General features: G+C 73.0%; 21 protein-coding genes, 1 pseudogene and 2 riboswitches. Of the genes and pseudogenes, 11 read left to right on the top strand and 11 right to left on the bottom strand.

What is annotated here, in order from left to right; all coding sequences use genetic code 11:
* Positions 1-59 precede the first annotated feature (59 nt).
* Complete coding sequence (locus C6376_RS26200) at positions 60-779, top strand: FadR/GntR family transcriptional regulator (protein ID WP_107445680.1); 720 nt, start codon at positions 60-62, stop codon at positions 777-779.
* 9 nt (positions 780-788) lie between these two features.
* Here C6376_RS26200 and C6376_RS26195 read toward each other — a convergent pair whose 3' ends face one another.
* Positions 789-1586, bottom strand: a complete 798-nt coding sequence (locus C6376_RS26195) for a VOC family protein (protein ID WP_107449196.1) — start codon at positions 1584-1586, stop codon at positions 789-791.
* Between the two features lie 111 nt (positions 1587-1697).
* Positions 1698-4343: a PQQ-binding-like beta-propeller repeat protein gene (locus C6376_RS26190; protein WP_254076048.1), complete on the bottom strand. Its 2646-nt coding sequence runs from the start codon at positions 4341-4343 to the stop codon at positions 1698-1700.
* A 381-nt stretch (positions 4344-4724) separates the two neighbouring features.
* A riboswitch (cobalamin riboswitch) is annotated at positions 4725-4851 on the top strand.
* A gap of 90 nt (positions 4852-4941) precedes the next feature.
* Between C6376_RS26190 and C6376_RS26180 the strand changes: the two genes are divergently transcribed.
* The 4 genes and pseudogenes from C6376_RS26180 (at position 4942) to C6376_RS26165 (ending at position 8711) form a co-directional block, all read left to right on the top strand.
* Complete coding sequence (locus C6376_RS26180) at positions 4942-5982, top strand: ABC transporter substrate-binding protein (protein WP_107445679.1); 1041 nt, start codon at positions 4942-4944, stop codon at positions 5980-5982.
* Positions 5979-7046, top strand: a complete 1068-nt coding sequence (locus C6376_RS26175) for an iron ABC transporter permease (RefSeq protein ID WP_107445678.1) — start codon at positions 5979-5981, stop codon at positions 7044-7046. Before C6376_RS26180 ends, C6376_RS26175 begins: the two co-directional genes overlap by 4 nt.
* Positions 7043-7828, top strand: a pseudogene (locus C6376_RS26170) (ABC transporter ATP-binding protein); the annotation flags it as partial. The gene C6376_RS26175 and the pseudogene C6376_RS26170, both read left to right, overlap by 4 nt.
* 301 nt (positions 7829-8129) lie before the next feature.
* The gene (locus C6376_RS26165; protein ID WP_107445676.1) at positions 8130-8711 is read left to right on the top strand and encodes a histidine phosphatase family protein; all 582 of its coding nucleotides are present in this window, start codon (positions 8130-8132) and stop codon (positions 8709-8711) included.
* A gap of 54 nt (positions 8712-8765) precedes the next feature.
* Here the strand turns inward: C6376_RS26165 and C6376_RS26160 are convergent, their stop codons facing one another.
* The 3 genes from C6376_RS26160 to ligA all read right to left on the bottom strand — a co-directional run bounded on the left by C6376_RS26160 (position 8766) and on the right by ligA (position 12251).
* Positions 8766-9524 carry a CbtA family protein gene (locus tag C6376_RS26160; RefSeq protein WP_107445675.1) on the bottom strand — a complete coding sequence of 253 codons (759 nt, stop codon included), beginning with the start codon at positions 9522-9524 and terminating at the stop codon, positions 8766-8768.
* Positions 9525-9544: 20 nt separating this feature from the next.
* Entirely contained in the window at positions 9545-9766 is a 222-nt protein-coding gene (locus C6376_RS26155; protein ID WP_107445674.1) for a CbtB-domain containing protein, read from the bottom strand.
* 61 nt (positions 9767-9827) lie between these two features.
* A riboswitch (cobalamin riboswitch) is annotated at positions 9828-9906 on the bottom strand.
* A gap of 167 nt (positions 9907-10073) precedes the next feature.
* Positions 10074-12251: an NAD-dependent DNA ligase LigA gene (gene ligA / locus C6376_RS26150; RefSeq protein ID WP_107449194.1), complete on the bottom strand. Its 2178-nt coding sequence runs from the start codon at positions 12249-12251 to the stop codon at positions 10074-10076.
* Positions 12252-12585: 334 nt separating this feature from the next.
* Here ligA and C6376_RS26145 point away from each other — a divergent pair, with 334 nt between their 5' ends.
* A complete protein-coding gene (locus tag C6376_RS26145) occupies positions 12586-13842 on the top strand; it encodes a PP2C family protein-serine/threonine phosphatase (RefSeq protein ID WP_107449193.1) in 1257 nt (418 codons plus the stop codon).
* Between the two features lie 59 nt (positions 13843-13901).
* Here C6376_RS26145 and C6376_RS26140 read toward each other — a convergent pair whose 3' ends face one another.
* Positions 13902-14339, bottom strand: coding sequence for an ATP-binding protein (locus tag C6376_RS26140; protein ID WP_107445673.1), 438 nt, complete (start codon positions 14337-14339; stop codon positions 13902-13904).
* Positions 14340-14649: 310 nt separating this feature from the next.
* Between C6376_RS26140 and C6376_RS26130 the strand changes: the two genes are divergently transcribed.
* The 4 genes from C6376_RS26130 to C6376_RS26115 all read left to right on the top strand — a co-directional run bounded on the left by C6376_RS26130 (position 14650) and on the right by C6376_RS26115 (position 17778).
* Positions 14650-15522 carry a helix-turn-helix transcriptional regulator gene (locus C6376_RS26130; RefSeq protein ID WP_107445671.1) on the top strand — a complete coding sequence of 291 codons (873 nt, stop codon included), beginning with the start codon at positions 14650-14652 and terminating at the stop codon, positions 15520-15522.
* Complete coding sequence (locus C6376_RS26125) at positions 15519-15791, top strand: DUF397 domain-containing protein (protein WP_107445670.1); 273 nt, start codon at positions 15519-15521, stop codon at positions 15789-15791. The genes C6376_RS26130 and C6376_RS26125 overlap by 4 nt, the downstream gene beginning before the upstream one ends.
* An 84-nt stretch (positions 15792-15875) precedes the next feature.
* Positions 15876-16682 carry an SAM-dependent methyltransferase gene (locus C6376_RS26120; protein WP_107445669.1) on the top strand — a complete coding sequence of 269 codons (807 nt, stop codon included), beginning with the start codon at positions 15876-15878 and terminating at the stop codon, positions 16680-16682.
* A 49-nt stretch (positions 16683-16731) separates the two neighbouring features.
* Positions 16732-17778, top strand: coding sequence for a phosphotransferase enzyme family protein (locus C6376_RS26115; RefSeq protein ID WP_107445668.1), 1047 nt, complete (start codon positions 16732-16734; stop codon positions 17776-17778).
* 34 nt (positions 17779-17812) lie between these two features.
* Here the strand turns inward: C6376_RS26115 and C6376_RS26110 are convergent, their stop codons facing one another.
* On the bottom strand, positions 17813-18358 hold the full coding sequence (locus C6376_RS26110; protein ID WP_107445667.1) for an AAA family ATPase: 546 nt from the start codon (positions 18356-18358) through the stop codon (positions 17813-17815).
* A gap of 240 nt (positions 18359-18598) precedes the next feature.
* Here C6376_RS26110 and C6376_RS26105 point away from each other — a divergent pair, with 240 nt between their 5' ends.
* A complete protein-coding gene (locus C6376_RS26105) occupies positions 18599-19414 on the top strand; it encodes an SAM-dependent methyltransferase (protein ID WP_107445666.1) in 816 nt (271 codons plus the stop codon).
* Positions 19415-19555: 141 nt separating this feature from the next.
* Here C6376_RS26105 and C6376_RS26100 read toward each other — a convergent pair whose 3' ends face one another.
* The 4 genes from C6376_RS26100 to pgm form a co-directional block, all read right to left on the bottom strand.
* Positions 19556-21010: a WGR domain-containing protein gene (locus C6376_RS26100; RefSeq protein WP_107445665.1), complete on the bottom strand. Its 1455-nt coding sequence runs from the start codon at positions 21008-21010 to the stop codon at positions 19556-19558.
* 126 nt (positions 21011-21136) lie between these two features.
* The gene (locus C6376_RS26095; RefSeq protein ID WP_173985732.1) at positions 21137-22126 is read right to left on the bottom strand and encodes an MASE1 domain-containing protein; all 990 of its coding nucleotides are present in this window, start codon (positions 22124-22126) and stop codon (positions 21137-21139) included.
* Positions 22127-22206: 80 nt separating this feature from the next.
* Positions 22207-23055: a PP2C family protein-serine/threonine phosphatase gene (locus C6376_RS26090; protein WP_107449192.1), complete on the bottom strand. Its 849-nt coding sequence runs from the start codon at positions 23053-23055 to the stop codon at positions 22207-22209.
* 219 nt (positions 23056-23274) lie between these two features.
* The gene (gene pgm / locus C6376_RS26085) at positions 23275-24915 is read right to left on the bottom strand and encodes a phosphoglucomutase (alpha-D-glucose-1,6-bisphosphate-dependent) (protein WP_107445663.1); all 1641 of its coding nucleotides are present in this window, start codon (positions 24913-24915) and stop codon (positions 23275-23277) included.
* Between the last annotated feature and the right edge of the window lie 35 nt (positions 24916-24950).

The following is a 24950-nucleotide window of genomic DNA, read 5'->3' as shown; positions in this document are numbered from 1 at the left end:
CGATTCCCTCCGTCGGCCGAGTACCATCGACGTCACCCTCGGGAAGGGAGGAGCTCGCGTTGTCTCTGACGGACAGGGCCATCGAGCAGATCCGTGAGCTCATCCGCACCGGCGCTCTGCCCCCGGGGTCGAAGCTCCCGCCGGAACCGGACCTGGCCGCCCAGCTCGGACTCTCCCGCAACCTGGCCCGCGAGGCGGTCAAGGCGCTGGCCGTGGCCCGGATCCTGGAGGTCCGGCGCGGCGACGGCACCTATGTGACCAGCCTGCAGCCCAGTCTGCTCCTGGAAGGGCTCGGCGGGGCGGTGGAGCTGCTGCAGGGCGACTCGGCCGCACTGCAGGACCTCATGGAGGTGCGACGGCTTCTCGAACCGATGGCCACCGCGCTGGCCGCGACCCGGATCTCCGACGACCAACTGGCCGAGGTCGAGCGGCACTTGGACGCCATGCGGGCGGCCCGCGACGACGTCGAACTGCTCAACGCGCATGACGCGGCGTTCCACCGCGCCGTCGTGGCCGCCACCGGCAACGAGTCACTGCTCGCCCTGCTCGAGGGCGTCTCCGGTCGCACGCTGCGCGCCCGCATCTGGCGCGGTCTGGTCGACGACCAGGCCGGGGGCCGCACCCTTGCCGAGCACGAGGCGATCTTCATGGCGCTGACCGCCCGCGACGCCGCCCTCAGCCAGGCCGCCGCCCTGATGCACGTGAGCACCACCGAGGGGTGGCTCAGAGAGCACCTGCGCACCGAGGGCGTCCCCGGTCCGGGCGGTACGGCCGCCTGAGGTCCCGGCTCAGCCGCCGGTCGGGGTGAGCACCACGAAGTCCGCGTTCGACGGGTCGAGACAGACGGCCAGCCGGCCGACGCCCGGCGCGTCCTGCGGGCCCATCTGCACACTGCCGCCGTTCCCGGTGACGGCGGCGACCGCGGCGTCGCAGTCGGCGACGGCGAAGACCGGGTGCCAGTAGGGCCGTCCGTCCGTCAGGGCGAGGTCCTGCGCACGCAACTGCATGACACCGCCCTGCATGCGCTCCTCGGGCAGGCCCTCCGGCGTGATGAGGGAGTACTCGCCACCCCCGCCCCCCGGCAGCTCCATCGGGCTGAAACGCCAGCCGAACACACTGCCGTAGAACTCCTTCGCCGCCGGGGCGTCGGTCGTGTACAGCTCGGTCCAGCACAGCGAGCCCGGCTCGTCCACGAGCTCGAAGCCGGCGTTCTTCCCCGGCTGCCAGACCGCGAACTGGCCGCCCAGCGGGTCGCTGTACTGCGCCATCCGGCCCCAGTCGCCGAGATCCCTGGTCGCCAGCCGCACGGTGCCTCCGGCACTCTCGACGGCCCGGGTCGTGGCGTCCGCGTCGGTGACCGTGTAGTAGATCATCCAGGCGGAGCGGGCCCCCTCCTCGGTCAGCCGGCCGAGCCCGGCGACGGTCTTGCCGTCCTTCTGGAACATCCCGCCCTCCGCGCCCTGTCCCTCCATGGGCTCGTACCGCCAGCCCAGCACGGCGCCGTAGAAGGCCGCGGCGGCCGGGACGTCGGGGGCGCCGAGGTCGAGCCAGCAGGGGGCCCCGGGGGTGGGGTCGGTGGTCATCACGGCGTTGCCCTTTCGCAGATCCGTCAACGTCCTCAGCCTGGCACCGGGCTCAGGTGCCCGCGCGTCGGCCGCCGCGCGCCGCGGGCCGAAAGAGTGGTGGTCCCGTCGGCCTCAGGTGACGGGCAGTCCGTAGACCCGGTCGAAGTGCAGGGCCACCAGGTGTCCGGCGCCGTCGCAGGAGAGCTGCCACCGGTTGACGCCGGTCTCCCGGCCGTCGGTGAAGTTCCACAGCAGACGCCCCGAGGCGGTGTCGATCGCGTAGAAGCCGTCCTTGTTCTCGAAGGCCGTCACGTACACGGCGTTTGCGCCCACCGCGACCGGGCTGTCCACGTCGAGGCGGGGAGTCTCGCAGAACCAGCGCCGGGAGCCGTTGCGCGCGTCGAACGCGTACACGCCGCAGGGGTCCGTGCCGGTGACGTAGACGGTGTTGCCGACGGCTCCGAGCGAGGCGTACATGCCCCGTTGCGCCTTCGCGTTCCACCGGAGCCTCCCGGTGCCCAGGTCGAGGGCGATGAGCTCGGAGCCGATCGCGAAGACGGTCTGCCCGAGCACGGCCACGCCCGGCCTGAGGTCGTATCCCACCGGGTGCCGCCAGCGCAGGCTGCCGCCGTCACGGGTGCCGCGGACGGCGACGTTGCGCAGTCCGTCGGCGTAGACGAAGTACTCGTCGGTGATGACGGGCTGCAGCGCGATGCCGACGTCCTGCGGATCGATCGGTATGACGAGGGCCTGACGCGCCTCGATGTCGACGCTGAACACGGAGTCGGTGGAGGTCGCCACGCCCTGCTCCCCCGGCCGGCGCTGCAGCTTGGCACCGAGCACCGAGACGCTGTGATCGTCGTAGCCGCCGAGCAACTGGTCGAAGCGGTAGTCCTCTCCGAAGTCGAGGGTGAACTGCTCCGCGCCGCCGATCACCGTCGCGCCCGTGCCCAGCGCGACCGCGGCGCCGTGGATCAGCAGGACGGGCCCGGGTGAGAGGCTGACGCCCTGGTACACCCAACGGGGCCGGGAGCCGTTCTCCACGTCCAGGCCGATCATGTCACCCGGGCGGGTCTTCAGCAGGGCTGTGCCGTCGTGGAAGACCGCCGGGGCCTGCAGCAGCGGTCCGCCCCGGTAGACCCACGCCGGCTCGGGGGCCCGGCCGAGCGGACGCGCCGTTTCCGTGTCCGGCGTTTTGCGGAGGGCCAGTGCCCCACCCGCGACCAGTGCCGCGCCGGCGGTCGCCGCCAGGACCGTGCGCCGGGCGACTCCGGTGCGCACCGGGGCCCGGTGGTGCGTCGGCGTGGCGGAACGTTTCGACGCCGATTGCGGCAACGGCGTCGAACCCGGCGCCTGCGACCGCACCTGCGCCGGCTCCGGCGCCTGTGCTCGCGCCCTGGGCCGGTCTTCGGCCTCGCCCTGCGACGGGGCTTCGGACAGGTCCGCGGCCGGGGCTTCGGATCGCTCTGCGGCCCGGACTGCGGCCTGGGCTCGGGCTTCTGCCCGAGAGCCGACCCGCGTGAGCGCCTGCGCCTGGGTCGGCGCCTGGGACTGGAATGGGGATCGGGCCCGGGCCGGCTCGTCCGGCGAGACGAACGACTCGGCTCCCGGCAGCACCGTGGAGAATTCCGCACCGCCGACCGCCCCGGCGCCCTCGCCGCGGCCCTTTCCGTTTCTGGTCTCGGTACTGTTTCCGTTCCGGTTTCCGCCCCTGCTGTCGTCTGCACCTTCGCCTGCGCACTCGCTCGCGGGAACGCCGTACGCCGACCGGTCGACGGCGGCGCGGGCCGCCCTCCGCCGGTAGGGCTCGACAGGCTCTGCGACGGGCTCGCCGTCCGGCGCAGGCGGCGCGAAGGCTCCGGGACGCGGGACCTCGTCCACCGCCAGGCGGTCCAGGTCCCGCACGGCCGCCCGGTGGGCGGTGACCATGGCAGCCACCGGCCGGGGCAACCAGCCCTGTGTCAGCACCTGTTCGGCACCGCCCGGGGCGCAGGCCGCGGAGAGCCGGTCGGGGTGGATCCGCAGGGCCGGGTCCTTGGCGTGACAGAGACTGATGATCTTGTCCAGTGGTTCGGGCACCAGGCTCAGGTCGGGCGACCCGTGGGCCACCTGGTAGAGCAGAGCCGCGCCCACCGCCCCGCCGAACGGCGAGCGGCCCGACGCGGCGAAGGCGAGCACCGAGCCGAGGCAGAAGACGTCGCCCTCCGGGCCCATCGGATCCCCGGTGGCCTGCTCCGGGCACATGTAGTCGAGCGAGCCGAACAGCGTGCCGGAACCGGTGAGTTCATAACCGTCGCGGGCGCGCACGATGCCGAAGTCGATGACCCGCGGGCCGTCCGCCGCGAGAAGCACGTTGGACGGTTTGAGGTCACGGTGCACAAGCCCTTCGGCGTGCACCGCCATCAGCGCCTCGGCGACACCCGCGCCCAGTGCGAGGACCGTCTCCACCGGCAGCGGCCCGTGCGCGGCGACCGCTTCGGCCAGGGTGGGGCCGGGTACGTGGTCGGTGGCGAGCCAGGGCGTCACGTCGTCCGGGGCGGCGTCCACGACGTGCGCCGTGTAGGCGCCGCCGACCGCCGCCGCGGCCGCCACCTCCCGCCGGAAGCGGATGCGGAAGTTGTCGTCGTCGGCCATCTCGGGACGGATCACCTTGACCGCGACGACGCGGCCGGCCGACGACCGGGCCAGATAGACCCGGCCCATGCCGCCGGCGCCGAGTCGGGCCACGAGCCGATAGGGCCCGAGCTGCTCGGGGTCTTCTGGGCGCAGTGGCTGCATGCCCTCGGCCGCCTGTTCTCGGTGGTGACGGGCGGAGATCCCGCCCACGCTGCGGGGGAAGGCCCGGTGGGGTCCGGACCACAGACTAGGCGCTGGAACGGCGGCCCGGAGCGCGTCCTCCCACGCGAATCAACGCACCTGAAAGTAAGTGCCCGGCCGTTCTCCGGTTCTCCCATGCCCATGTGACGCTCCGTCAGAGATCGGGTGACACGTGCTTTCCCTGCGGGAACAGTGCGTGATGAGCAACAGGTGCACGATGAAAGCACTTGTCGGGCCGGATACCTCCGATGTGCCGAAGGTCACCCCCGCCAGAGGCCCCGAAGCCTGTGGTAGCTTGCCGAGGCCAGTCGTACTCGTGCGCGCCCCGGGCGCGCAGGGGTCAGGGAATCCGGTGGAACTCCGGAGCTGACGCGCAGCGGTAAGGGCGACGGGCGGGGCTTTCGGCCACTGGAACGCGTGCGCGCTCCGGGAAGGCGCCTCGCCCGGATGACCCCGAGTCCGAAGACCTGCTGGCGGCCTCCGGTGTCGCAGACCGGCCGGAGGAGCGCACCGTACGACCGGGCTTCGCGCTTGAGCCCTCGACGCCGAAGGAATCTCCGTGCCGTTCGCACGTCCCGTCCGCTCTGCCGTCCTGTTCCTGGCGGGCGCGCTCCTGTCGACCGGCTGCGGCGGCTCCGCCGCCTCCTCTGCGTCCTCCGCCGGCAGCGAGGCGGCCGGCCGGCCGGTCACGCTCGACAACTGCGGACGGCGGGTGCGGATCGACACGCCCCCTCGGCGGGCGGTCTCCCTCAACCAGGGAACGACGGAGATCATGCTCTCCCTCGGGCTCGCCGACCGGTTGGCGGGCACCGCCACCTGGACCGACCCGCTGCCCAGGAGCCTCGAGAAGGCCGGCGCCGGGGTGACGCGGCTGGCCGACAACGCGCCTTCCTTCGAGAAGGTCCTGGACGTCGAACCCGACTTCGTGGCCGCCTCGTTCGCCTCCACGCTCGGCAAGGGCGGGGTGGCGACCCGCGACCGGTTCGAGAAGCTCGGGGTCCCGACCTATCTCTCCCCCTCCGACTGCGCGGGCAAGGACAACAGCGGCGGCGGCGACGGCGTCCGTACCGAGCCGCTGACCATGGACGCGGTCTACGGCGAAGTACGCGACCTGGCCCGCGTCTTCGGGGTCGTGAAGCGGGGCGAGACCCTGGTGGCCGCACTGAAGTCCCGGGTGAGCAGGGCCGCTTCCGGACTCGACGCCGAGAACGTCACCCTCCTGTACTGGTTCGCCGACTCCCGGTCCCCCTACCTGGCAGGCTGCTGCGGCGCCCCCGGTGCCATCACCCGCGAACTCGGCGCGAGGAACGTCTTCGACGACACCGAGGAGGAGTGGCCGCAGGTCAACTGGGAGTCGGTCGCCGACCGCGACCCGGACGTCCTCGTCATCGGCGATCTGAGCCGCAGGCAGCAGACGGCCGAGACCGCGGCCAAGAAGATCGCGTTCCTGGAGTCCGATCCGGTCACCAGGAACATGACCGCGGTGCGGAAGAAGCGGTACGTGCTGCTGTCCGGGCAGGCGCTGAACCCGACCGTGCGCACGGTCGAGGGTGTGGAGAAAGTGGCGTCGGCACTGCGCGCGTACGGTCTCGCGGGATGAGCGCCGCGCGCCCGGCGGCAGCCGCGCCCGCGGTGGCGGCCGTGGCGGCGCGAGGGCTGCGCCACGTACTGCTGTGGGCGGCCGGTCTCGCGCTGCTGTGCGCGTCCGTCGCCGTGGCCATCACCATCGGTCCGGCGGACATCGCGGTCGGGGACGTGTGGTCCACGGTGGCCGCCCGTCTCGGCTTCGGCGAAGCCGGGTTGACACCGTTGAGAGAGGGCATCGTGTGGAATCTGCGGCTGCCGCGGACCCTGCTCGCCGCGGTGTGCGGCGCGGGACTCGCCGTGTGCGGCGCGGTGATGCAGTCCCTGCTGCGCAACCCGCTCGCCGACCCGTTCGTCCTCGGGATCTCCTCCGGCGCCTCGACGGGCGCGGTCGTGGTGGTCGTGCTCGGGGCGGGCGGCGGAGTCCTGTCGGTGTCCGGGGGCGCCTTCCTGGGCGCGGCGGTGTCCTTCGCGCTGGTGCTGCTGCTCAGTCACACCCTGGGCGGCGCCACGGACCGCGTGGTGCTCGCCGGGGTGGCGGCGATGCAGCTGTTCTCGGCACTCACCTCGTTCGTCGTTATGACGACCGCCGACGCGGAGACCACCCGGGGGGTGCTGTTCTGGCTGCTCGGCTCGCTCAGCGGGGCCGACTGGGCGGACGTGGGCCCGGCTCTGGCGGTGCTGGTCGCGGTGCTGCTGGTGTGCGCGGGGTACGCGACGACGCTGGACGCCTTCGCGTTCGGCCAGGACGCGGCCGCCTCGCTGGGGGTGCACGTGGCCCGCACCCGGCTGGTCCTGCTGTGCGCCACCGCCCTGCTGACGGCCACTCTGGTCAGTTCGTCGGGGGCGATCGGCTTCGTCGGCCTCGTGCTCCCGCACGCGGCCCGCGCCCTGACCGGTCCCGGACACACCCGGCTGCTGCCGGCCACCGCTCTGGCGGGGGCCGTGTTCCTGGTGTGGGTGGACACCCTCGCCCGCACCGCCTTGGACCCGCAGGAGGTTCCGGTGGGCGTGGTGACCTCGCTGATCGGCGTGCCCGCGTTCGTCCTCGTCCTGTACCGGACCAGGAGCGCGAAATGACCGGGACCGCCGACGACGCCGGCCTGCGCGGCGACCGCCTCGCCTACGCGGCGGGCGGCTCGCCGATCCTGGACGGCGTCGGCCTCACGCTGCGCCCGGGGACCGTCACCGGCCTGCTCGGTCCGAACGGTTCCGGCAAGTCCACGCTGCTGCGTCTGCTCGCCGGCGTCCTCGCCCCCGCCTCGGGCGTCGTCACCCTCGACGGCCGTCCGCTGGCGCAGCTCGGGCGGCGGGCGGTGGCCCGACGGATCGCCGTCGTGGAGCAACAGGCCGACACGCAGGTCGCGTTGAGCGTCCTGGACGTCGTGCGTCTGGGCCGTGTCCCGCATCGCCGGGCCTGGGGCGCCGCGTCGGCCGAGGACGAGGCGGCGGTCCGTTCCGCGCTGGAGCGGACCGGTCTCGGCGACCGGGCCGGCCGTCTGTGGCACACCCTCTCCGGCGGGGAGCGCCAGCGTGTCCAGGTCGCCCGCGCGCTCGCCCAGCAGCCGCGGGAGCTGCTGCTGGACGAACCCACCAACCACCTCGACATCCAGCACCAGCTCGCGCTGCTGGACCTGATCACCGAGCTCGGAGTGACCACTGTCGTCGCGCTGCACGATCTGAACCTGGCGGCGATGTACTGCGACCGGGTCGTCGTCCTCAAACAGGGCCGGGCGGTGGCCGGCGGCACACCGCAGGACGTACTCACCGAGGCGCTGATCGCCGACGTCTACGGAGTGCGGGCCCGCCTCACCCGCGACGGCCCCGACGGCCGCCCGCACATACGCTTCCTGGGCGCCCTGCCCGCCGAGCGGAACTGGGAGCGTCAGGACGGCGGGCGCCAGGACCGGGCGCGGTGGAGCGGGAAGCCTGGGGACGAGGATCAGCGGCACGAGGGACGGCCGGGCGGCGTGCGGCCGTCGGCGGGCTGACCGTCCGTCGCGGGGGCGGGTGGCGCCGCCGTCCCCCCGCGACCACGTTCTGCGCGCCACGTCCTGGGCGCTCCGTGTCCTGCAGGCCCCACGTCCTCCGCGCGACCGCGGCGGGGGCGCTCCGCGCCGCCAGACCCGTACCTTCGTCGACCGCTTCAGAAGGAGCCGCCATATGACCATCCGGGTCGTTTTCGTCTCGCCCGCGACGAGTTCGTCGCTGCGGCAGGCCCGATTCGACGACGGGGCCCCGATCGACGCCGCCGGGGCGGCACTCGCCCGCGCCGCGGCCGGGACCCTGCCCGCAGCCTCGCGGGTCCTCGTCTCGCCCGGTGTGCGGTGCGGTGAGACGGCGGCGGCCCTCGGACTCGACGCGCCGGAGGTGAGGGAGTTGGCGGGGCTGGAGGTGGGCCGGTGGCGGGGCCTGACGCTCGGCGAGGTCGGTGCCGCCGAGCCGGAGGCGGTGGCCCGCTGGCTCGCGGATCCCACGTCGGCGCCGCACGGCGGCGAGTCCGTGCGGGATCTGTGCGAACGGGTGGCCCGCTGGCTGGAGACGGCTGCCGAAGGCGAGGGACGCATCCTGGCCGTCGTCGAACCGGAGATCGTACGGGCCGCGGTGGTGCATGTGCTGGGGGCGTCCGCCGCGGCCTTCTGGCGGCTGGACGTGCCGCCGCTGACGGCCACCACCGTCAGCGGGCGCGGCGGCCGCTGGAACCTGCGGCTGGGGCTCCCGCTGGATCGGGCGGAGACGGCCTGAGGCCGCGTCCGCCCGATCGTCGTCGGTCTCCGGGACCGCGAGTCCGCGACCTGGCTAGCGCGAGGCGGTCACCGCCGTTCCCGCGGGGATCGCGGCGGGCTTCGGGTTCAGCAGCCGTTCGGCCAGTTCCCCGAAGACGAGGCCGAAGCCCGCCCACATCGTGATCTGCAGGGCGAGCGAGGAGAGCCGGAACCGCCACAGCAGGGTCGCCGGGAAGTCCGCCGGCACCTCGTTGACGGCGGGCAGGAACGCGTAGGCCAGCCCGATCACGACGGTGAAGCCGAGGACGGCGACGACCGTCGCGTACCAGGCGCCCAGTCCCGGTGCGAGCCGTTTGCCCGCGATCACGGCGGCGAGTGCGAGGAGCACGCCGAGCACCATCATCAGGAAGTAGAGGGTGGTCCGCTTGGCGATGGTGTCGTGGTCACCGACCGCCGGCGGATTGGCCGGGTACTTGAGGAACGGGACGACGTACACGGTGAGCAGCGCCGCTCCCGAGAGCAGGAGCGCCGTGGCCCGGGGGGTGAAGGGGCCGACGCGGCCGAGCGCGAAGCAGTAGGCGAGGGCGGCGATGCCGCCGAAGGCGACCCCGTACACCAGCACGCCGGTGGCGAGGCCCGCGGTGGACTGGAGGCCGCGGGAGACGAGTTCGACCTCGTGCTCGTGGGCGGGCGCGTGGGACTCCTCGAAGCCGATCGCACCGTCGACGTTCGGCTCACCGAGGAAGTAGGCGACGACCAGGGCGAGCACGCCGGCCGCGAGGCCGGCGAGCATGCCGCGGACGAGCAGGTTTCTTACCGTTGCGGAGTTCATCGGGTGTGCGGCGTCCCTCGTCAGTGGCAGGGGAAGCCGAGAAGGTGGCGTGCGTCGTGCACCCACTCGTGGACTCCCTCGCCGGAGACGACGGAGGTGGCGCCCTGTTCGGCGCCGACGAAGTACAGCAGGACCAGCATCAGGACGCCGAAGAAGACCGCCCAGGGGGCGATGTCCTTCAGCGGCAGCTTTGCGGGGACCGCAGGGGTGGTGGGGGTCGGCTGGGCGACATGCTGCGCCATGGCAGGGCCTCCTCTGGGAGTTCGCGTCCCATCTCGGTGGTGCACAGGACGACGGCTCCGGGTCTGACTCTTGATGTGCCCCTCGAGGAGGGACGCATCGTTCACAGTGGCGCGACCGTGCCGGATTTTCACCGGCTTCCGTGCTGACGTCGTCGATATCAGAGCGACGGTACCGCGTGTCGCGCGCCCGGCCAATACCGCACCACCTGGCGTGACGTCGCTCTCCGCCGCCAAGTGGTGCGGATCACCGGCCGGATCGGGCGCCGATCGTCGGCCCGGGAGCGGTGGACGGCTGCCGTCGTGGCCGTCACGCCGACGGCCGGGCGCCGGCGTCCGGGTCGAGGAGATCGGCGACCAGAGCGGCGAACTCGTCGGGCGCGGCGAGGCGGACGCCGAGGGTCTCGGCCTTGGCGCGCTTGGATCCGGCGCCCTCCCCGGCCACCACGAGAGAGGTCCTCCCGGAGACGCTGGAGGAGGAGCGGCCGCCGGCCCGTTCGATGAGCTCGTTCATCTGATTGCGGCTCAGCTTCTCCAGCGCTCCGGTCATCGCGCCGGTGACGACCACGGTCATCCCGGCCAGCGGCCCGGGGCCGGCCGCCGCGTCGGCGCCTTCCGTGCTCTTCGCGCCTTCCGTGCCTTCGCCTTCCGTGCCTTCGCCTTCGTTTCCGTCGGCCGCCGCGGCTGTCCGGGGCAGGGGCGGGGTGGCACCCGGCTCGGTCATGTTCACCCCGGCCCCGACGAGTTTGTCGATGAGCGGGGCCAGTTCGGCGAGTTCGGCGACGATCGACGGGGCCTTCTCGGCACCGATGCCCTCGACCTGCCGGATGGCCTCGGCGTCGGCGGCCCGCAGGTGGTCCATGGTGGCGAAGTGCCGGGCGATGCGCCGCGACATCGAACGGCCGGTGCCGCGGACGCCTAGCGCGCACAGCACCCTGGACAGCGGCTGCGACCTGGCGGCGGCCAGCGCCGCCAGCAGGTTGTCCGTGCTGGTCTCCCCCATCCGCTCCAGGCCCAGCAACCGGTCCCGGGTCAGGGTGAAGAGGTCGGCGAGGTCCGCGACCAGTCCGGCGTCGACGAGCTGGACGACCCGGGTGTGGCCGAGTCCCTCGATGTCCAGCTGGTCGCGCCCTGCGGCGTAGGACAGGGAGGCGACGAGATGGCAGTTGCGGCCGTTCTCGCAGCGCCAGCGCTGCTCGCTGGTGTCGATGTCCGACCCGCACCGCGGACAGGTCTCGGGGAAGACGATGGGCTGTTCCTCGCCGGTGCGCAGATGGGCGACGGGGGCCTCGACGCGCGGGATGACGTCACCGGCCCGGTGGACCATCACCCGGTCGCCGAGGCGCAGATCGCGGCGGGTGATGTCGGACGGGTTGTGCAGGGTGGCGTAGGTGATGGTGGACCCCTCGATCTCCACCGGCTCCAGGACGGCACGCGGGGCGATGACGCCGGTGCGGCCCACGTTCCACTCCACCGCCAGCAGCCGTGTGATCTTCTCCACGGCCCGCAGTTTGAAGGCGATCGCCCAGCGCGGGGCGCGTGAACCGGATCCGGCGGCCGCCTGGTCGGCGGCCAGGTCGGCCTTGACGACGATCCCGTCGATCCCGAAGGGCAGCGCCGCGCGCAGCGCTGCCGTCTCCGCCACCCGGGCCAGGACCTCCTCGACGGTGGCCGCGGTGATGCCGGGCACGGCCGTGGTGGCCGTGGTGTTCACGCCGAGCGCGGCGGCCTCGGTCATGAGGTCGCTGTGCGCGCTCTCCCGCAGCCGCTCGGCGAGAGCCGGGTCGGAGTCGGCGAGGGGCAGCAGGCCGTAGCCGAAGAACGTCATCGGGACGGTGTAGGCGCGTTCCCTGGCGCGCAGCGTGCCCGCGGCGGCGTTGCGGGGGTTGGCGAACGGTGCTCCGCCGTGCGCGGTGCGCACCTCGTTGGCGTGCTCGAACTGGGCGTTCGTCATCAGGACTTCGCCGCGCACCTCCACCGTGACCGGCTCCGCCAGTTCGGCCGGCAGACCCTCCACGGTGCCGATCGCGTGCGAGACGTCCTCCCCGGCCGTCCCGTCGCCCCGGGTGACGAGCTGTGTCAGCCGGCCCTGCCGGTAGCGGGCCGCGATCGCCAGGCCGTCGAGCTTCGGCTCCACACTGAACCGGGTGACCTCGCGGCCGACGCGTCTGGTCAGCGAGACGGTCCACGCCGTGAACTCCTCGGGCGAGAACACGTTGTCCAGGCTCAGCATGGCCACCGTGTGCGGGACGTCGCCGACCACGGCCCCGCCGGCGACCTTCCCCGTCGGGGAGTCGGCGAGCGTCTGCTCCGGATGCTCGGCCTCCCAGGCCGCGATGGACCGCACCAGCCGGTCGTAGTCGTCGTCGTCCAGCCCCGACGTGCCGGACGCGTAGTACGCCGCCGACGCCTTCACCGCGTCCTCGACCGCCTGCGCGTAGGCGGCGGCGTCCCCGATCACTGCACCACGTGTTGTCATGCCGGTCATCCTGCCCGCCACCACTGACAACGCTCTGGAGCGCCGCTGGCGGGGGCTCCCCCGGGCGGCTCGGACGTGCTGCCGCCGACGGCCGGGCCCTTGGTGGTGATCTTCACAACTAGCCTTCTGGCCAGTGAATTTGACGCGTCATCATATAGTGAGCGAGGGTGCGCGGCGGCTCCCCCTCACCCCGTCGCACGGCCGGAGCCCCCACTGGAAAGGCACGACCCTGCGGAACGAACCGCACAGCGCCGCCCCCGCCCCGTCCGCGGCCCTGCCCTCCCCACGCCGGTCGGCGTTCTCGCCCGCCGCCGACGTCATCGGCACGGAACTCGACCTGCGGATGACCGCCGACCATCTCGTGCACGCGCTGACCCCCGGGTTCTGCGACGCGGCCTCCGTGTACCTGCTGGAGCGCTGGCGTCTCGAGGAGAACGCGCGCGTGCGCGCGGACGACCTCCGGGTCGAGGTGCGCCGGACGGCGCTGCGTGTCGGGCCGGGCGCGCATGCGGACTGGGAGGACGCGCTGCCGGTCGGCGAGGTGGTCGCCCACTCCCGCCGGACGCCCTATGCCCGCGCTCTCGCCGACGGACAGCCACGGGTGCTCGACGCGGTGGACCCGCACACCCGCGGACGGCTCGTCGGTCCGCGCGACGGCGACGCACGCGCCGGCGACCTGCAGCGCGTGACGTCCTTCCTGGTCGTCCCGCTGCGGCTGCGGGACAAGGCGATCGGCTTCGTCAACTGCACGAGGGGACCGGGCCGGCCGCCGTTCGGCACGGCCGACGTGGCCGCCGCGGAGGCGCTGGCCGCGCGGACCGCCGTCGCCCTGGACAACGCGCGCCGGTACGAGCGCGAGCGGCGCACCGCGCTGGCCATCCGCAACAGCCTGCCGTCCGGCGCCGCCGAGGAGTTCGGAGGCTGCCGCGCCGCCCACGGCTGTCTGCCGGCCGGGCACGGCAATCTCGTCGGCGGCGACTGGTCCGACATACTGAAGCGGCCCGGCGACCGGGTCAGTCTGATCGTCGGGGACGCGATGGGGCACGGGCCCGAGTCCGCCGTCGCGATGATTCAGCTCCGCACCGCCGTCCGGACCCTGGCGGCGCTGGACATACCCGCGGCCGACCTCGTCGGACGACTCGACGCCCTCGCCGGGGACTCCCCCGGCGTCTCCTTCGCCACCTGCATCTACGCCGAGTGGGACGCCCGCCGACGCACCTGCACCCTGGTGGGGGCGGGCCACCCTCCCCCGCTGCTGCGCGGTCCGCGGGGCCGGACCGCGCCCGTCGCGCTGGCCGGGGCGGGTCTGCCCCTGGGACTGGGCGCGGGCGACTACGAGGAGACCGTGCTGAGCGTGCCCGACCCCGCCCTGCTGGTCCTCTACAGCGACGGTCTGGTCGAGTCCCGCGACGCCGACATCGACCACGAGATCGCCCGCCTCGCGCGCACCGTGGACGCGGCCGCCGCCGAAGCCGTGGACGGCGACCCGCGGGACGCGCTGCCGTCCCTGTGCCGACGGCTCCTGCACGCCGCGTCCGGTACGGCCGGAGCCGACGACCGCACCCTGCTGCTCGCCGAACTGACGCCCGCGGACCGCTGACGCCGGCGGGCCGCTGACGCCCGGGCGGGGAGCGGACACCCCGCCCGGGGTGCCTGCGCTCAGTCCGCCAGGGTCGCCCACACCGCGTTGCCGCCGGTGAGTCTGGACCGGTCCACGCCCCAGTCCTGGGAGAGCTGCTCCACGAGGAGCAGCCCGCGGCCGCCCTCGTCGTCCGGGCCGGGTTCGCAGCGCGGCAGGCCGCGACCGGTGCGGTCGTGGTCGTGCACCTCCAGGCGCAGGCATCCCTCGGTGACGAGTCCGACCCCGCACAGGAACCGGGTGCCGAGGGTGTGCCGTACAGCGTTGGTGGCCAGTTCCGAGACGAGCAGGACGGCGTCCGCGCACAGCTCGCCCGGCAGCCGCCACGCGGTCAGCCACATGGTCATGGAGCGACGGGCGATCGACACGCTGGAGCGGTGCGCGGGGAGTTCGAGCCAGTGCGTCCGGTCCGGGCTCCAGGTGTCTAAGAACTGGGGAGAGGTCGCGTGGGGGGACACGGTGGTCGCCTTCCGTGGGGGGCGGGAGCAGCCAGAGGCCGGGGAAGGTGAGCAAGAGGCCCAGGAGGAGGGGGTGTTCCGGGCGGGCCCTGCGCCGGTGAACTCCCGAACGATCCGACTCACGCGGGGATGGCGGAGCTTGACGGGGGAACGCGCGGGTTCGGCGGCGTGGTTCACGCAAGTAACTATGCTCGTAAGGAAGTTCAAGCTGCAACCGACGGCCTGATAATTTCAACAAGCCGATATCCGCCCGGCCGCTCCGGCGTGCCGCTGCCGGACTCTCGGCGGTGTCTCTCCCCAGGAGGTAGGCGTGAGCGAAGGCCGTTCGGGCGCGGGCACCAGTGCGCCCACCGTGCTGCGCATGATCCTCGGCCGGCGCCTGCAGGAGCGGCGCCGGAACGCGGGCGTCTCGCTGGAGGACGCGGCCAGGGCGCTGCGGGTCAAACCGCTGACCGTACGACGCCTGGAGAAGGCTGAGGTCGGACTGCGGCCGCTCTACGTGGAGATCCTGCTGGAGACGTACGGGGCGGGCCGGCAGGAGATCGAGGAGTTCGTCGGTCTCGCCGAGCGGGCCAACGAGCCGGGCTGGTGGCACCCCTACCGCGACGTGCTGCCGAGCTGGTTCAGCGCCTACGTCAGCCTGGAGACCGCGGCCCGGACGCTGCGCGCCTACGAGCCCCACTACGTCACCGGGCTGCTGCAGACCGCGCGTTACGCGCGCGAAGTCCTGGGCGGTGGTTTTCCAGATGACCGGGACGACGATCTGCGGCGCCGCGTCGACCTGCGGCTGCGCCGCCAGAGCCTGCTGGAGAGAGCCGACGCGCCCACGCTGTGGGTGGTGCTGGAGGAGACCGTACTGCACCGGGTGGTGGGCGGGGCCGAGGTGATGCGGGAGCAGATCGACCGGCTGCTGGAGGTGTCGGAACTGGAGCATGTCAGCGTGGACGTCGTGCCGTTCGCGGCAGGCGCCCACGTCGGCGCCTGCGCCCCGTTCACCTACTTCCGGTTCGAGGAGCCGGAGCTGCCCGACATCGTCTACACCGAGATCCTCTCCGGCGCCGTCTATCTGGACCAGCGCTCCGACGTCGCGGCCCATCTGGAGGCGCACAACCGCATGTCCCTGCTGACCTCGGACAACGACAGCAGGGCACTCCTGAACCGGATGCGCAAGGAGTACTCATGACCGGTGTACAAGGCGTCGACGGCCGCGCCCACCACCACGTCTACAACGGGATGCCCGCCTCCGATCTCGGCGAGCACGGCTGGGAGTCGCCCTGGAGCGGCCCCAACGGCGGCCAGTGCGTGCAGACGAAGCAGCTGGCCGACGGGCGCGTGGCGATGCGGCAGTCGACCGATCCCGCAGGCCCGGCGCTGATCTACACCCCCGAGGAGATCGCCGCGTTCGTCGCGGGCGTCAAACGGGGCCTCGCCGACCATCTCACGGCCGGCTGAGACCCGGGCACGGACGGCGCAAGGCGTCCGCCCACCGGCGCGATCCGCCGGACACCCCCCACGCACACCACCGAAAGGCACAGGATGACCACCTCGAACGCCGCGCGGGACATCGACACCAGCAGGCCGCACTCCGCCCGGATGTACGACTACTACCTCGGCGGCAAGGACCACTTCGACGTGGACGAGCGGGCCGCGGAGACCGTGGCGTCGGTCTACCCGGGCATCTTCGTGTGCGCCCGGGAGAACCGCGCGTTCATGCACCGGGCGACCCGGGTCCTCGCGCGCGAGCACGGCATCCGCCAGTGGCTGGACATCGGCACCGGCATTCCCACCGAGCCCAACCTGCACCAGGTCGCCCAGTCCGTGGTCCCCGACGCTCGCGTCGTCTACGCCGACAACGACCCGCTCGTCCTCAAGTACGCGGAGCGGCTGATGCGCAGCACGCCCCAGGGCCGCACGGCCTACGTCCACGGTGACGTGAACGACCCCGGGGCGCTGCTCGACGCGCCCGCCCTGGCCGACGTGCTCGACCTGGACCGGCCGGTGGCCCTGTCCCTCAACGCGCTCATGCACTTCGTCACCGACGCGCAGGACCCGTACGGCATCGTGGGACGGCTGCTGGACGCCCTGCCGTCGGGCAGCGCGCTGGCCCTCAGCCACTGCACGCCCGACTTCGACCCGGGCACCTGGCAGAAGGTCACCGACATCTACACGAGCGCGGGCACGCCCGTGCAGTTCCGCTCGCGGCAGGACGTCACCCGCTTCTTCGACGGGCTCGACCTCCTCGACCCCGGTGTCACGGTCGGCCACCGCTGGCGTCCGGACGGCGCCGTCGAGGCCACGGACGCCACGGTCAGCCTCTGGACGGGCGTCGGCATCAAGCCGTGACCGGTCCGCCACACCGACACCGACACCGACCGTTCGACGGGAGTCGCACATGCACGGCACGGGCGCCATGGCTGACGTCGTCGCGGACGCGTACGCGCTGGGCTCCGGTGACTGGGCCATGGAACCGGTCGCCCGTGGCGCGCTCGGACAGATCTGGAAGCTGACGCGGACGCACACGACCGACGGCCCGGCGGGCGGCCCGCCGGGCGGGACGGCATGGGCGGTGAAGGAGCTGCTCTTCGACGGTGACGAAGAGCAGGTTCTGCGGGAGTCCGCGCTGCGCGACGCCGCGGAGAGGCTGGGCATCGCCTCTCCGCGGCTCTTCCCCGACCGTGCCGGCGCCTACCTCACCCGGCTCGGCGGTTCGCCCGACGGGCCCCGCGTGAAGCTGTACGAGTGGGTCGACGGAGCCCGGGCGGACTCCCGCGACCCGGAGATCCTCCACTGGTGCGGCCGGACGCTCGCCGCCCTGCACCGGGTGGGGGCGCGGGAGACCGGGACGCCCGATCCCTGGTACGAGCGCTGCCCTTCGCCCGAGGACTGGGCGAGGCTCCACTCGCGGGTGCGGCGGGCCGGTGTGCCCTGGGCCGACGCCCTGGGCCGGTTCGTCTCCTCGTCGGCCGGGGAGCTCGCCCGCCATGTCACTCCGTCCGTCGCCGACGGCGTTCCGGCCGCCGGTGAGGAGGTGGTGACGTCGCATCTCGACGTGCAGCCCCAGAACGTGCTGGTGGGGCCGCACGGGCCGGTTCTCCTCGACTGGGACAACGCCGGGCCGACGTCGGCGGGGCGTGAACTCGCGCAGGCCGTGTTCGTGTGGTCCGGCGGCAACCACTTCGACGCCGGGTCCGCCCGGCGGCTGGTGCGCGCGTACCGGGAAGCCGGGGGCCGCCCCGTCCTTGGGGGCCCGGACTCGTTCTCGATGCTCTTCGCGACGTCCCTGAACTACGTCCGCGTGCAGGCCGAGTCCGCGATCGATCCGGCGGTGACGCCCACGCAACGGGAGTTCGCGAGCGGTCAGGTCCTCGCCTCGCTGCGGGATCTGCCGGATCCGAACTCCGTCGCACGGCTGGCGGAGTGCCTGGAGTCCGTGTGGTGAGGGCAGTCGACCGGCACAGCACGCGGGACGCCGGTCAGCGGTCCGTCGGCGGCAGGCGGTCCAGGCCCGTGTCGCGCAGAATGCGCTCGACGGTGTCGCCGAGGGTGCTGTCCGCCCCGATGACGGCCTCGGCCCCGCCCGGCAGCAGATCCAGGGGGCGGTACCAGTCGCGCAGGTCCTCCTCGCCCACCTCGTGCGCGATCGGCTTGGTGGCGTGGCGCACCAGGGTCTCGGCGAACGGCACGTCGAGGTAGTAGGCGTGGGTGGGGCCGCGGTGGTCGGCGCGCAGCCGGGCGAGCATCGCGCCGTAGTGGTCGGCGTACAGGAGTCCCTCGAGGACGACGTGGTAGCCGGCGTCCAGGGCGTAGCGGGCGACGGCGTCGATCAGCCCGATGTTCGCCGCCCCCGGCCGGTCACGCTCGCGCAGCACGGCGCGGCGGAGGTTGTCCTGCCCCACGAGGGCCAGGCCTCGGCCGAACCGGTCGCGCAGGCCCGCCGCCACCGAGGACTTGCCCGAGGCGCTGTTGCCGCGCAGCACGACCAGCCGGGTCTCCCGGGTGCCTGTCTTCACGGCGGCCACGGTACCGGTCCAACGCCCCCGGCCGTCCGGGCGTCGGCCCGTGCGCCCCTCCGGTAGTTCGCCCGGTCGTCGGCCCGGTCGTCGACGACTTCCGGGCGCGCTTCCGCGCCACACCAGGCAATTGTGCCGAAAGGCTGCTGGAACCGAACGAAAATGTTAACTGGTGTCCGTAACATGGCCGTTGGGACGTAAGTTGTGGCTCGACCTGCTCACGCCACGGCTGAAAGACGGACGCCCCTCATGACCGACCATGTCACCACGCCCGGACCGGCGGCCCCTCAGAAGATCGACACGACGGTGCCGCACTCGGCCCGCATCTGGAACTACTGGCTGGGCGGGAAGGACAACTACCCCGTCGACGAGGAGGCCGGCGACGCGTACACCGCCGTCTTCCCCGGCATCGTGACCATCGCCCGCAGCAGTCGTGCCTTCCTGCGCCGCAACATCACGTTCCTCGTGGCAGAGGCCGGCATTCGCCAGTTCCTCGACGTGGGGACCGGCCTGCCGACCGCCGAGAACACCCACGAGGTCGCCCAGCGCCTCGCCGCCGAGACCCGGATCGTCTACGTCGACAACGATCCGCTGGTCCTCGCCCACGCCCGCGCCCTGCTCACCTCCACCCCGGAGGGCGCGACCGCCTACGTCGACGCCAACGTGCTGGAGCCCGAGCGCATCCTGGCCGCCGCCGCCGAGACGCTGGACCTCACCCGCCCCACGGCGCTCATCCTCAGCAACATCCTGGGCCACGTCGCCGACTACGACGAGGCCCGCTCCGTCGTCACCCGGCTGATGGCCGCACTGCCCTCCGGGAGCTACCTGTCCGTCAACGACGGGTCGCGGGGCGTGGACCCGGTCTTCGAGCAGGCCCAGGACGCCTACAACGAGAGCGGCGCGGTCCCGTACAACCTGCGTACGGTCGACGAGATCACCGCCTACTTCGACGGTCTGGAGCTGCTGGAGCCCGGGGTCGTCTCGGTCCCGCTGTGGCGTCCGGAGGCCGCCTCCCCGGCCCCGGCCGTGATCGGCGAGCACGGCGGCCTCGCCCGCAAGCCGTAGCCGACGGCCGGACGCCGCCCGCAGCGCCGCGCGGGCGAACGGACCTCGCCTCCGCCGTGACAGCCCGCCAGGGGCGTCGTGGCGGGGGCGACGTGCCGTCACCCCCCGCCGGAGCGCGAACGCGCCCCGGCGGCGGCCCGCTCACAACAGGCGTCGGATGTCACCGCGGACCCGGTAGAAGCCGCCGGCCGCCGAGTGCAGGGCGTCCACGACGTACCGCGCCCCGGGCTCGCGTATCTCGCGCGGGAACTGCACGTTCCACGAGGTGTCGTAGCCGTCGGAGACCACGTGCACGCGGACCCGGCCGCCTTCCCGGACGCACTCGACGACGACGGCGCCGACGGGGGCCTGGGCGACCGTCGCCACCGCGCTCACGGCGGTGGCCGGGGCGTAGGTCGGCAGCACCGCGGCGAGCTTCACGTCCCGCGCCACCGGCACGGTGCCCTGCTGCGCCGCGGAGACGGCCGTCTCGCTCGCGTCCACGCAGACCAGCGAGCCGTCCGTGGTCACCAGGTACAGCCGTTCGTCGTGGTATTGCATCGACAGGGCCGAGCCGCCGCCGGTGCCGAGCTTCCACAGGCGGGTGCCGTCCCGGTCGAAGCAGTAGACGGACGACGACGCGTCACCCGCGAACACGAACCGGCCGCCCGGCGAGGTGGCACAGGAGTACACCGCGCTGTCACAGCCGTACGTGGCCTCGATCGCGCCGGTCGCCTTCGACAGCCGCTGGACCACCCGGTGCGCGGTGCCCGCGTACACGGCGTCGTCCTCCTGCCAGCCGAAGAGGACGCCGCCACGGGTGGGGGTGTGCCAGAGTTCGCCGCCGCCGTCGGGCGCGTAGGCGGTGACGCCCCGGTGGTGGCCGTGGTAGACGCCGCGGTCGTCGGCGCGGACCATCCAGGCGTGCTCGCCCTGGCTGCGGCGGGCCCACTGGTGCTCGTCCTCGTGGTCGATGACGGTGAGCCTGCCGCCCCGGTCGGAGACGTTCAGCACGCCCTCGTGGATGTCCAGCCAGAAGATGTCGACGTCCGCGGTGATGTCGTACGCCGCGAACGGCAGCTTCGAGGACAGGTCGTACACCTTGCCGTCGTCGCATCCGGCGTAGATCCAGAAGTCGTCGGCGACCAGGCACTTCACGCCGTCCGGCAGGTTGAACCGGGCGAGGACACCGCCTTCGTGGTCGAGGGTGTAGACGTCGCCCCCCTGGTTGCCGACCCAGCAGTGGTCGTCGTCCACGTGGATGCCGAAGGCGGAGGAGCCGGTGCGGAACCGCCACAGCACCGGTGCCACCGCACGCGCCGTGGACGGCGCCGAAGCGACCTGACGGCGCGTGACCGCGCGGGGGGCGCGCTGCCCGGCGACGGCCGGCGCATAGCCCTTGCGGACCTTCTCCCCGACCTTCTTCGCGGCGGCGGCGCGCGCCTTCTCGACGGTGGGGAAGGCGGTCGTCTGCACCTGGCCCGTGGCGCCGATCCGCCCGTACCGCACCGTCACCACCGTGCCGTCGACGGTGACTTCGTAGAACTTGTGCGCGCCGCCGTCGTCCTGCGACAGCTCCAGATACGTCGTGGACAGCGTGCTGGACCCGGTAGACATGACACACCTCTCCCCAGGCGGGCCCGCGGCCGTTCCGGCGAGTCCCACACACCGAACCGTAGGCGCAGGCACTGACATCGCCGGTGACACGCACGTCCCGGTGGTGACCCGGCGCCTGCGGCGCCGTCAGTCCCCGGCGTCCTTCGGGGGGCGGCCGGGCGGGGCCTCGCCCGCGGTGAGGTGTTCCAGGACCTCGACCAGTTCCTGGCAGGCGCGTTCCACGGAGCGGCGGGTGTTGCGCTGCTCGGCGATCACCGCGGAGAGGAGCAGGGCGGTCAGGGCCATCGTGCCGTTGAAGGCCTGGAGTTTGATCATCACCTCGATCCGGGTCAGATCCTCGAAGGGTCCGACGGCGTCCGTCGCGGCGACGGTGGCCAGCACCGAGGTGAACAGGGCGCACAGCATGCTGCCGGCGAGCTGGAAGCGCAACGCCGCCCAGATCAGCAGCGGGTAGACCAGGAACAGCAGGCTCACGGAACTCCGGGTGGCCGGCGGGACCAGGACGCAGGCGCTGAGGGCCAGTCCCGTGGCCTCCTTCCAGCGCGACAGGTCCAGGGGCAGGCGCACCGCGGACAGCAGCAGCAGCACCGGGGTGACGAGCAGCACGCCCATCGCGTCGCCCACCCACCAGGCGAGCCACACGGGCCAGAAGCTGTGCGCGCCGAGGCGGTCGGTGAGCAGCAGCAGCCCTACGCCCACGGTCGCGCTCACCAGCATCGCGGTGAGCGCCCCCAGGAACACCAGTGCGAGGCCGTCGCGCAGTCGGGCCAGATCGGTGCGGAAGCCCACTCTGCGCAGCAGGAGGTACGCGCATACCGGGGCGGCGGTGTTGCCCAGCAGGTTGCCGATCACCACGGGGCGCAGCGAGGTCAGGGACATGATGACGAGCAAGGCCCCGAGGGCGATGCCCGGCGCGCAGCGGAGCCCGAAGAGCAGCAGACAGGCCACCGCGACGCCGGTGGGCGGCCAGATGGGGGTGAACACGGCGCCCTCGACGACGAGCTCCCGCATGAGGCCCAGCCGCCCCGCCGCGTAGTAGCAGAGGGCGACGGCCAGCGTCAGCACGACGAAGCCGGCCGGCCTGCGCAGAACCTCGAAACCCACCACAGCAGCCATCAGACACCGGCCCCGCGCTGTCGGCGAGGCGAGCGGCACCGCCTCCCTTCCTCCGGCTGAGTCCTGCCCGCCGTCCGGCCCTACGGCTGGACGCGGGGCACTTCCGGCGCCACCAGCCCGTCGTGTCCCACCACCAGCACCGCCGCGTCGTCCTCGTGGCCGACCCGCTCGGCGCCCTTGATCACCGCGGCGGCGAGCGCACCCGCCTCCATCTGCGCGACGGCGGCTATGCCCGCGAGCCGTACGACCTGGTCGAGGCCCTCCTCGACGCTCAGCGTCGGCCCTTCGACCACACCGTCCGTGAGCAGGACGAACACTCCGCCCTTGGTGAGCCGGTAGCGCGTGACGGGATAGTCCGAGCCCTCCTGGACACCCAGCGGCGGTCCGCCCTCGTCCTCGGCGACGCCGGACTTGCCGTCCGCGGTGGCCCACACGCACGGGATGTGGCCCGCCCTGGCGCTCTCGAGCACACCGGTGGCGGGATCGAGCCGCATGAACGTGCAGGTGGCGAAGAGTTCGCTGCCGAGGGAGAGGAGCAGGTCGTTGGTCCGCGCGAGCAGTTCGCCCGGCTCCCCGGTCACGGAGGCCAGGGCGCGCAGTCCGGCCCGGACCTGGCCCATGAAGGCGGTCGCCTCTATGTTGTGGCCCTGCACGTCGCCGATGGACAGGCCGACGCGCCCGTCCGGCATGGCGAAGGCGTCGTACCAGTCGCCGCCCACGTTGAGCCCGTGGCAGGCAGGCGCGTACTGCACGGCCAGCCGGAAACCGGGGCCGGACGGCAGGTCGCGGGGCAGCATGCCGCGCTGCAGGGCGAGGGCCAGCTCGACGCGGGAGCGCTGCTGCTCCGCGCGCTCACGCGCCTGGGCGGTCAGCGATCCGAGTCTGGCCAGCAGCTCGTCGCCGTCGTCCGTGGTGCGCTTGCGGGACATGATCACTCCGGCGGGACGGCAGCTCGTCGGGAGGACGCCCTTTTCGGGCAAACCTCACATTTTACCTTGAGAGGATCATAGCGGCCGTGCCCCCGGGCCCGACAGACACACCGCACAGGGGTGCGCCCGCGGAGCCCGGCAGCACCCGGCCGCCGCCGCGGAACACCGGCGGGAGCGGCGGCGGCAGCGCCGGACGCCGCCCCGCGCCCCCGCAGGCGCTCAGCCGCCCAGCGCCGCGTCGACCACGTCCCTGGCCTCGTCCTGGACCCGGCGCAGGTGGTCGGGGCCGAGGAAGGACTCGGCGTAGATCTTGTAGACGTCCTCGGTGCCCGACGGGCGGGCCGCGAACCAGGCGTTCTCGGTGGTCACCTTGATGCCCCCGATGGACGCGCCGTTGCCGGGCGCCTCGGTGAGCACGCCGGTGACCGCCTCGCCGGCCAGGGTGTCGGCCGTGACCTGCGCGGGCGACAGCCTCGCCAGCAGCGCCTTCTCCTCCCGGGTGGCCGGGGCGTCGATGCGGGCGTAGGCGGGAGCGCCGAAGCGGTCGGTGAGCGCGGCGTAGTGCTCGGAGGGGGTTCTCCCGGTGACCGCCGTGATCTCTGAGGCCAGCAGCGCGAGGATGATGCCGTCCTTGTCGGTCGTCCAGACGGACCCGTCGCGGCGCAGGAAGGAGGCGCCCGCGGACTCCTCGCCGCCGAAGCCGAGCGAGCCGTCCACCAGTCCGTCCACGAACCACTTGAAGCCGACGGGTACCTCGACCAGCCGGCGTCCGAGGTCGCCCGCGACGCGGTCGATCATGGAGGACGACACCAGCGTCTTGCCGACGCCCGCGCCCGCGGGCCACTGCTCGCGGTGCGCGTAGAGGTAGGCGATGGCCGCGGCCAGGTAGTGGTTGGGGTTCATCAGGCCAGCGTCGGGGGTGACGATGCCGTGCCGGTCGGCGTCGGCGTCGTTGCCCGTGGCGATGTCGAACCGGTCGCGCCGGCCGATCAGGGAGGCCATCGCGTACGGCGACGAGCAGTCCATGCGGATCTTGCCGTCCCAGTCCAGCGTCATGAACCGCCAGGTGGGGTCGGTCAGCGGGTTGACCACGGTCAGGTCGAGGCGGTGCTGCTCGGCGATCCTGCCCCAGTAGGCGACCGAGGCCCCGCCCAGCGGGTCGGCGCCGATGCGCACCCCGGCGGCGCGGATCGCGTCCAGGTCGAGGACGCCGGGCAGGTCGGCGACGTACGCGCCGAGGAAGTCGTACCGCTTGGTCGTGGGTGCGGCGAGAGCCCGTGCCTGGGGGACGCGCCGGACGTCCTTCAGGCCGGACGCGATGATCTCGTTGGCCCTGTCCTGGATCCAGGAGGTGGCGTCGGAGCCCGCGGGCCCGCCGCTCGGCGGGTTGTACTTGAAGCCGCCGTCGGCGGGCGGATTGTGCGAGGGGGTGACCACGACGCCGTCGGCGAGTGCGGCGGCGCGCCCGCGGTTGTGGGTCAGGATCGCGTGCGAGACGGCGGGCGTGGGCGTGTAGCCGTCGGCGCTGTCGATGAGCACGGTCACCCCGTTGGCAGCGAACACCTCGAGGGCGGTGACCCGGGCCGGCTCGGACAGTGCGTGGCTGTCGGCGCCGAGGAAGAGGGGTCCGTCGGTGCCCTGCGCGGCCCGGTACTCGCAGATGGCCTGGCTGGTGGCCGCGATGTGGTCCTCGTTGAACGCGGTGTTCAGCGACGATCCGCGGTGCCCGGAGGTGCCGAACGCCACGCGCTGCGCCGGGTCGTCCGGGTCGGGGTGCAGCGCGTAGTACGCGGTGACCAGCCGGGCGACGTCGACGAGATCCTCGGGGCCGGCCTTCCGGCCCGCTCGCTCGTGCTGCATGTGCCCGCTCCTCCACATCAGTTGACCATTGCCGT

The sequence above is a fragment of the Streptomyces sp. P3 genome (genome assembly GCF_003032475.1).
Lineage (GTDB): Bacteria > Actinomycetota > Actinomycetes > Streptomycetales > Streptomycetaceae > Streptomyces.
This window is presented reverse-complemented; position numbering and strand designations above follow the sequence as displayed.

Bases quoted from the DNA above. Each gene is read 5' to 3' on its own strand.
- C6376_RS26190 (WP_254076048.1), bottom strand. From the start codon at position 4,343: ATGCAGCCACTGCGCCCAGAAGACCCCGAGCAGCTCGGGCCCTATCGG.
- C6376_RS26175 (WP_107445678.1), top strand. From the start codon at position 5,979: ATGAGCGCCGCGCGCCCGGCGGCAGCCGCGCCCGCGGTGGCGGCCGTG.
- C6376_RS26165 (WP_107445676.1), top strand. From the start codon at position 8,130: ATGACCATCCGGGTCGTTTTCGTCTCGCCCGCGACGAGTTCGTCGCTG.
- C6376_RS26160 (WP_107445675.1), bottom strand. From the start codon at position 9,524: ATGAACTCCGCAACGGTAAGAAACCTGCTCGTCCGCGGCATGCTCGCC.
- C6376_RS26155 (WP_107445674.1), bottom strand. From the start codon at position 9,766: ATGGCGCAGCATGTCGCCCAGCCGACCCCCACCACCCCTGCGGTCCCC.
- ligA (WP_107449194.1), bottom strand. From the start codon at position 12,251: ATGACCGGCATGACAACACGTGGTGCAGTGATCGGGGACGCCGCCGCC.
- C6376_RS26145 (WP_107449193.1), top strand. From the start codon at position 12,586: ATGACCGCCGACCATCTCGTGCACGCGCTGACCCCCGGGTTCTGCGAC.
- C6376_RS26125 (WP_107445670.1), top strand. From the start codon at position 15,519: ATGACCGGTGTACAAGGCGTCGACGGCCGCGCCCACCACCACGTCTAC.
- C6376_RS26120 (WP_107445669.1), top strand. From the start codon at position 15,876: ATGACCACCTCGAACGCCGCGCGGGACATCGACACCAGCAGGCCGCAC.
- C6376_RS26115 (WP_107445668.1), top strand. From the start codon at position 16,732: ATGCACGGCACGGGCGCCATGGCTGACGTCGTCGCGGACGCGTACGCG.
- C6376_RS26105 (WP_107445666.1), top strand. From the start codon at position 18,599: ATGACCGACCATGTCACCACGCCCGGACCGGCGGCCCCTCAGAAGATC.
- C6376_RS26100 (WP_107445665.1), bottom strand. From the start codon at position 21,010: ATGTCTACCGGGTCCAGCACGCTGTCCACGACGTATCTGGAGCTGTCG.
- C6376_RS26095 (WP_173985732.1), bottom strand. From the start codon at position 22,126: ATGGCTGCTGTGGTGGGTTTCGAGGTTCTGCGCAGGCCGGCCGGCTTC.
- C6376_RS26090 (WP_107449192.1), bottom strand. From the start codon at position 23,055: ATGTCCCGCAAGCGCACCACGGACGACGGCGACGAGCTGCTGGCCAGA.
- pgm (WP_107445663.1), bottom strand. From the start codon at position 24,915: ATGCAGCACGAGCGAGCGGGCCGGAAGGCCGGCCCCGAGGATCTCGTC.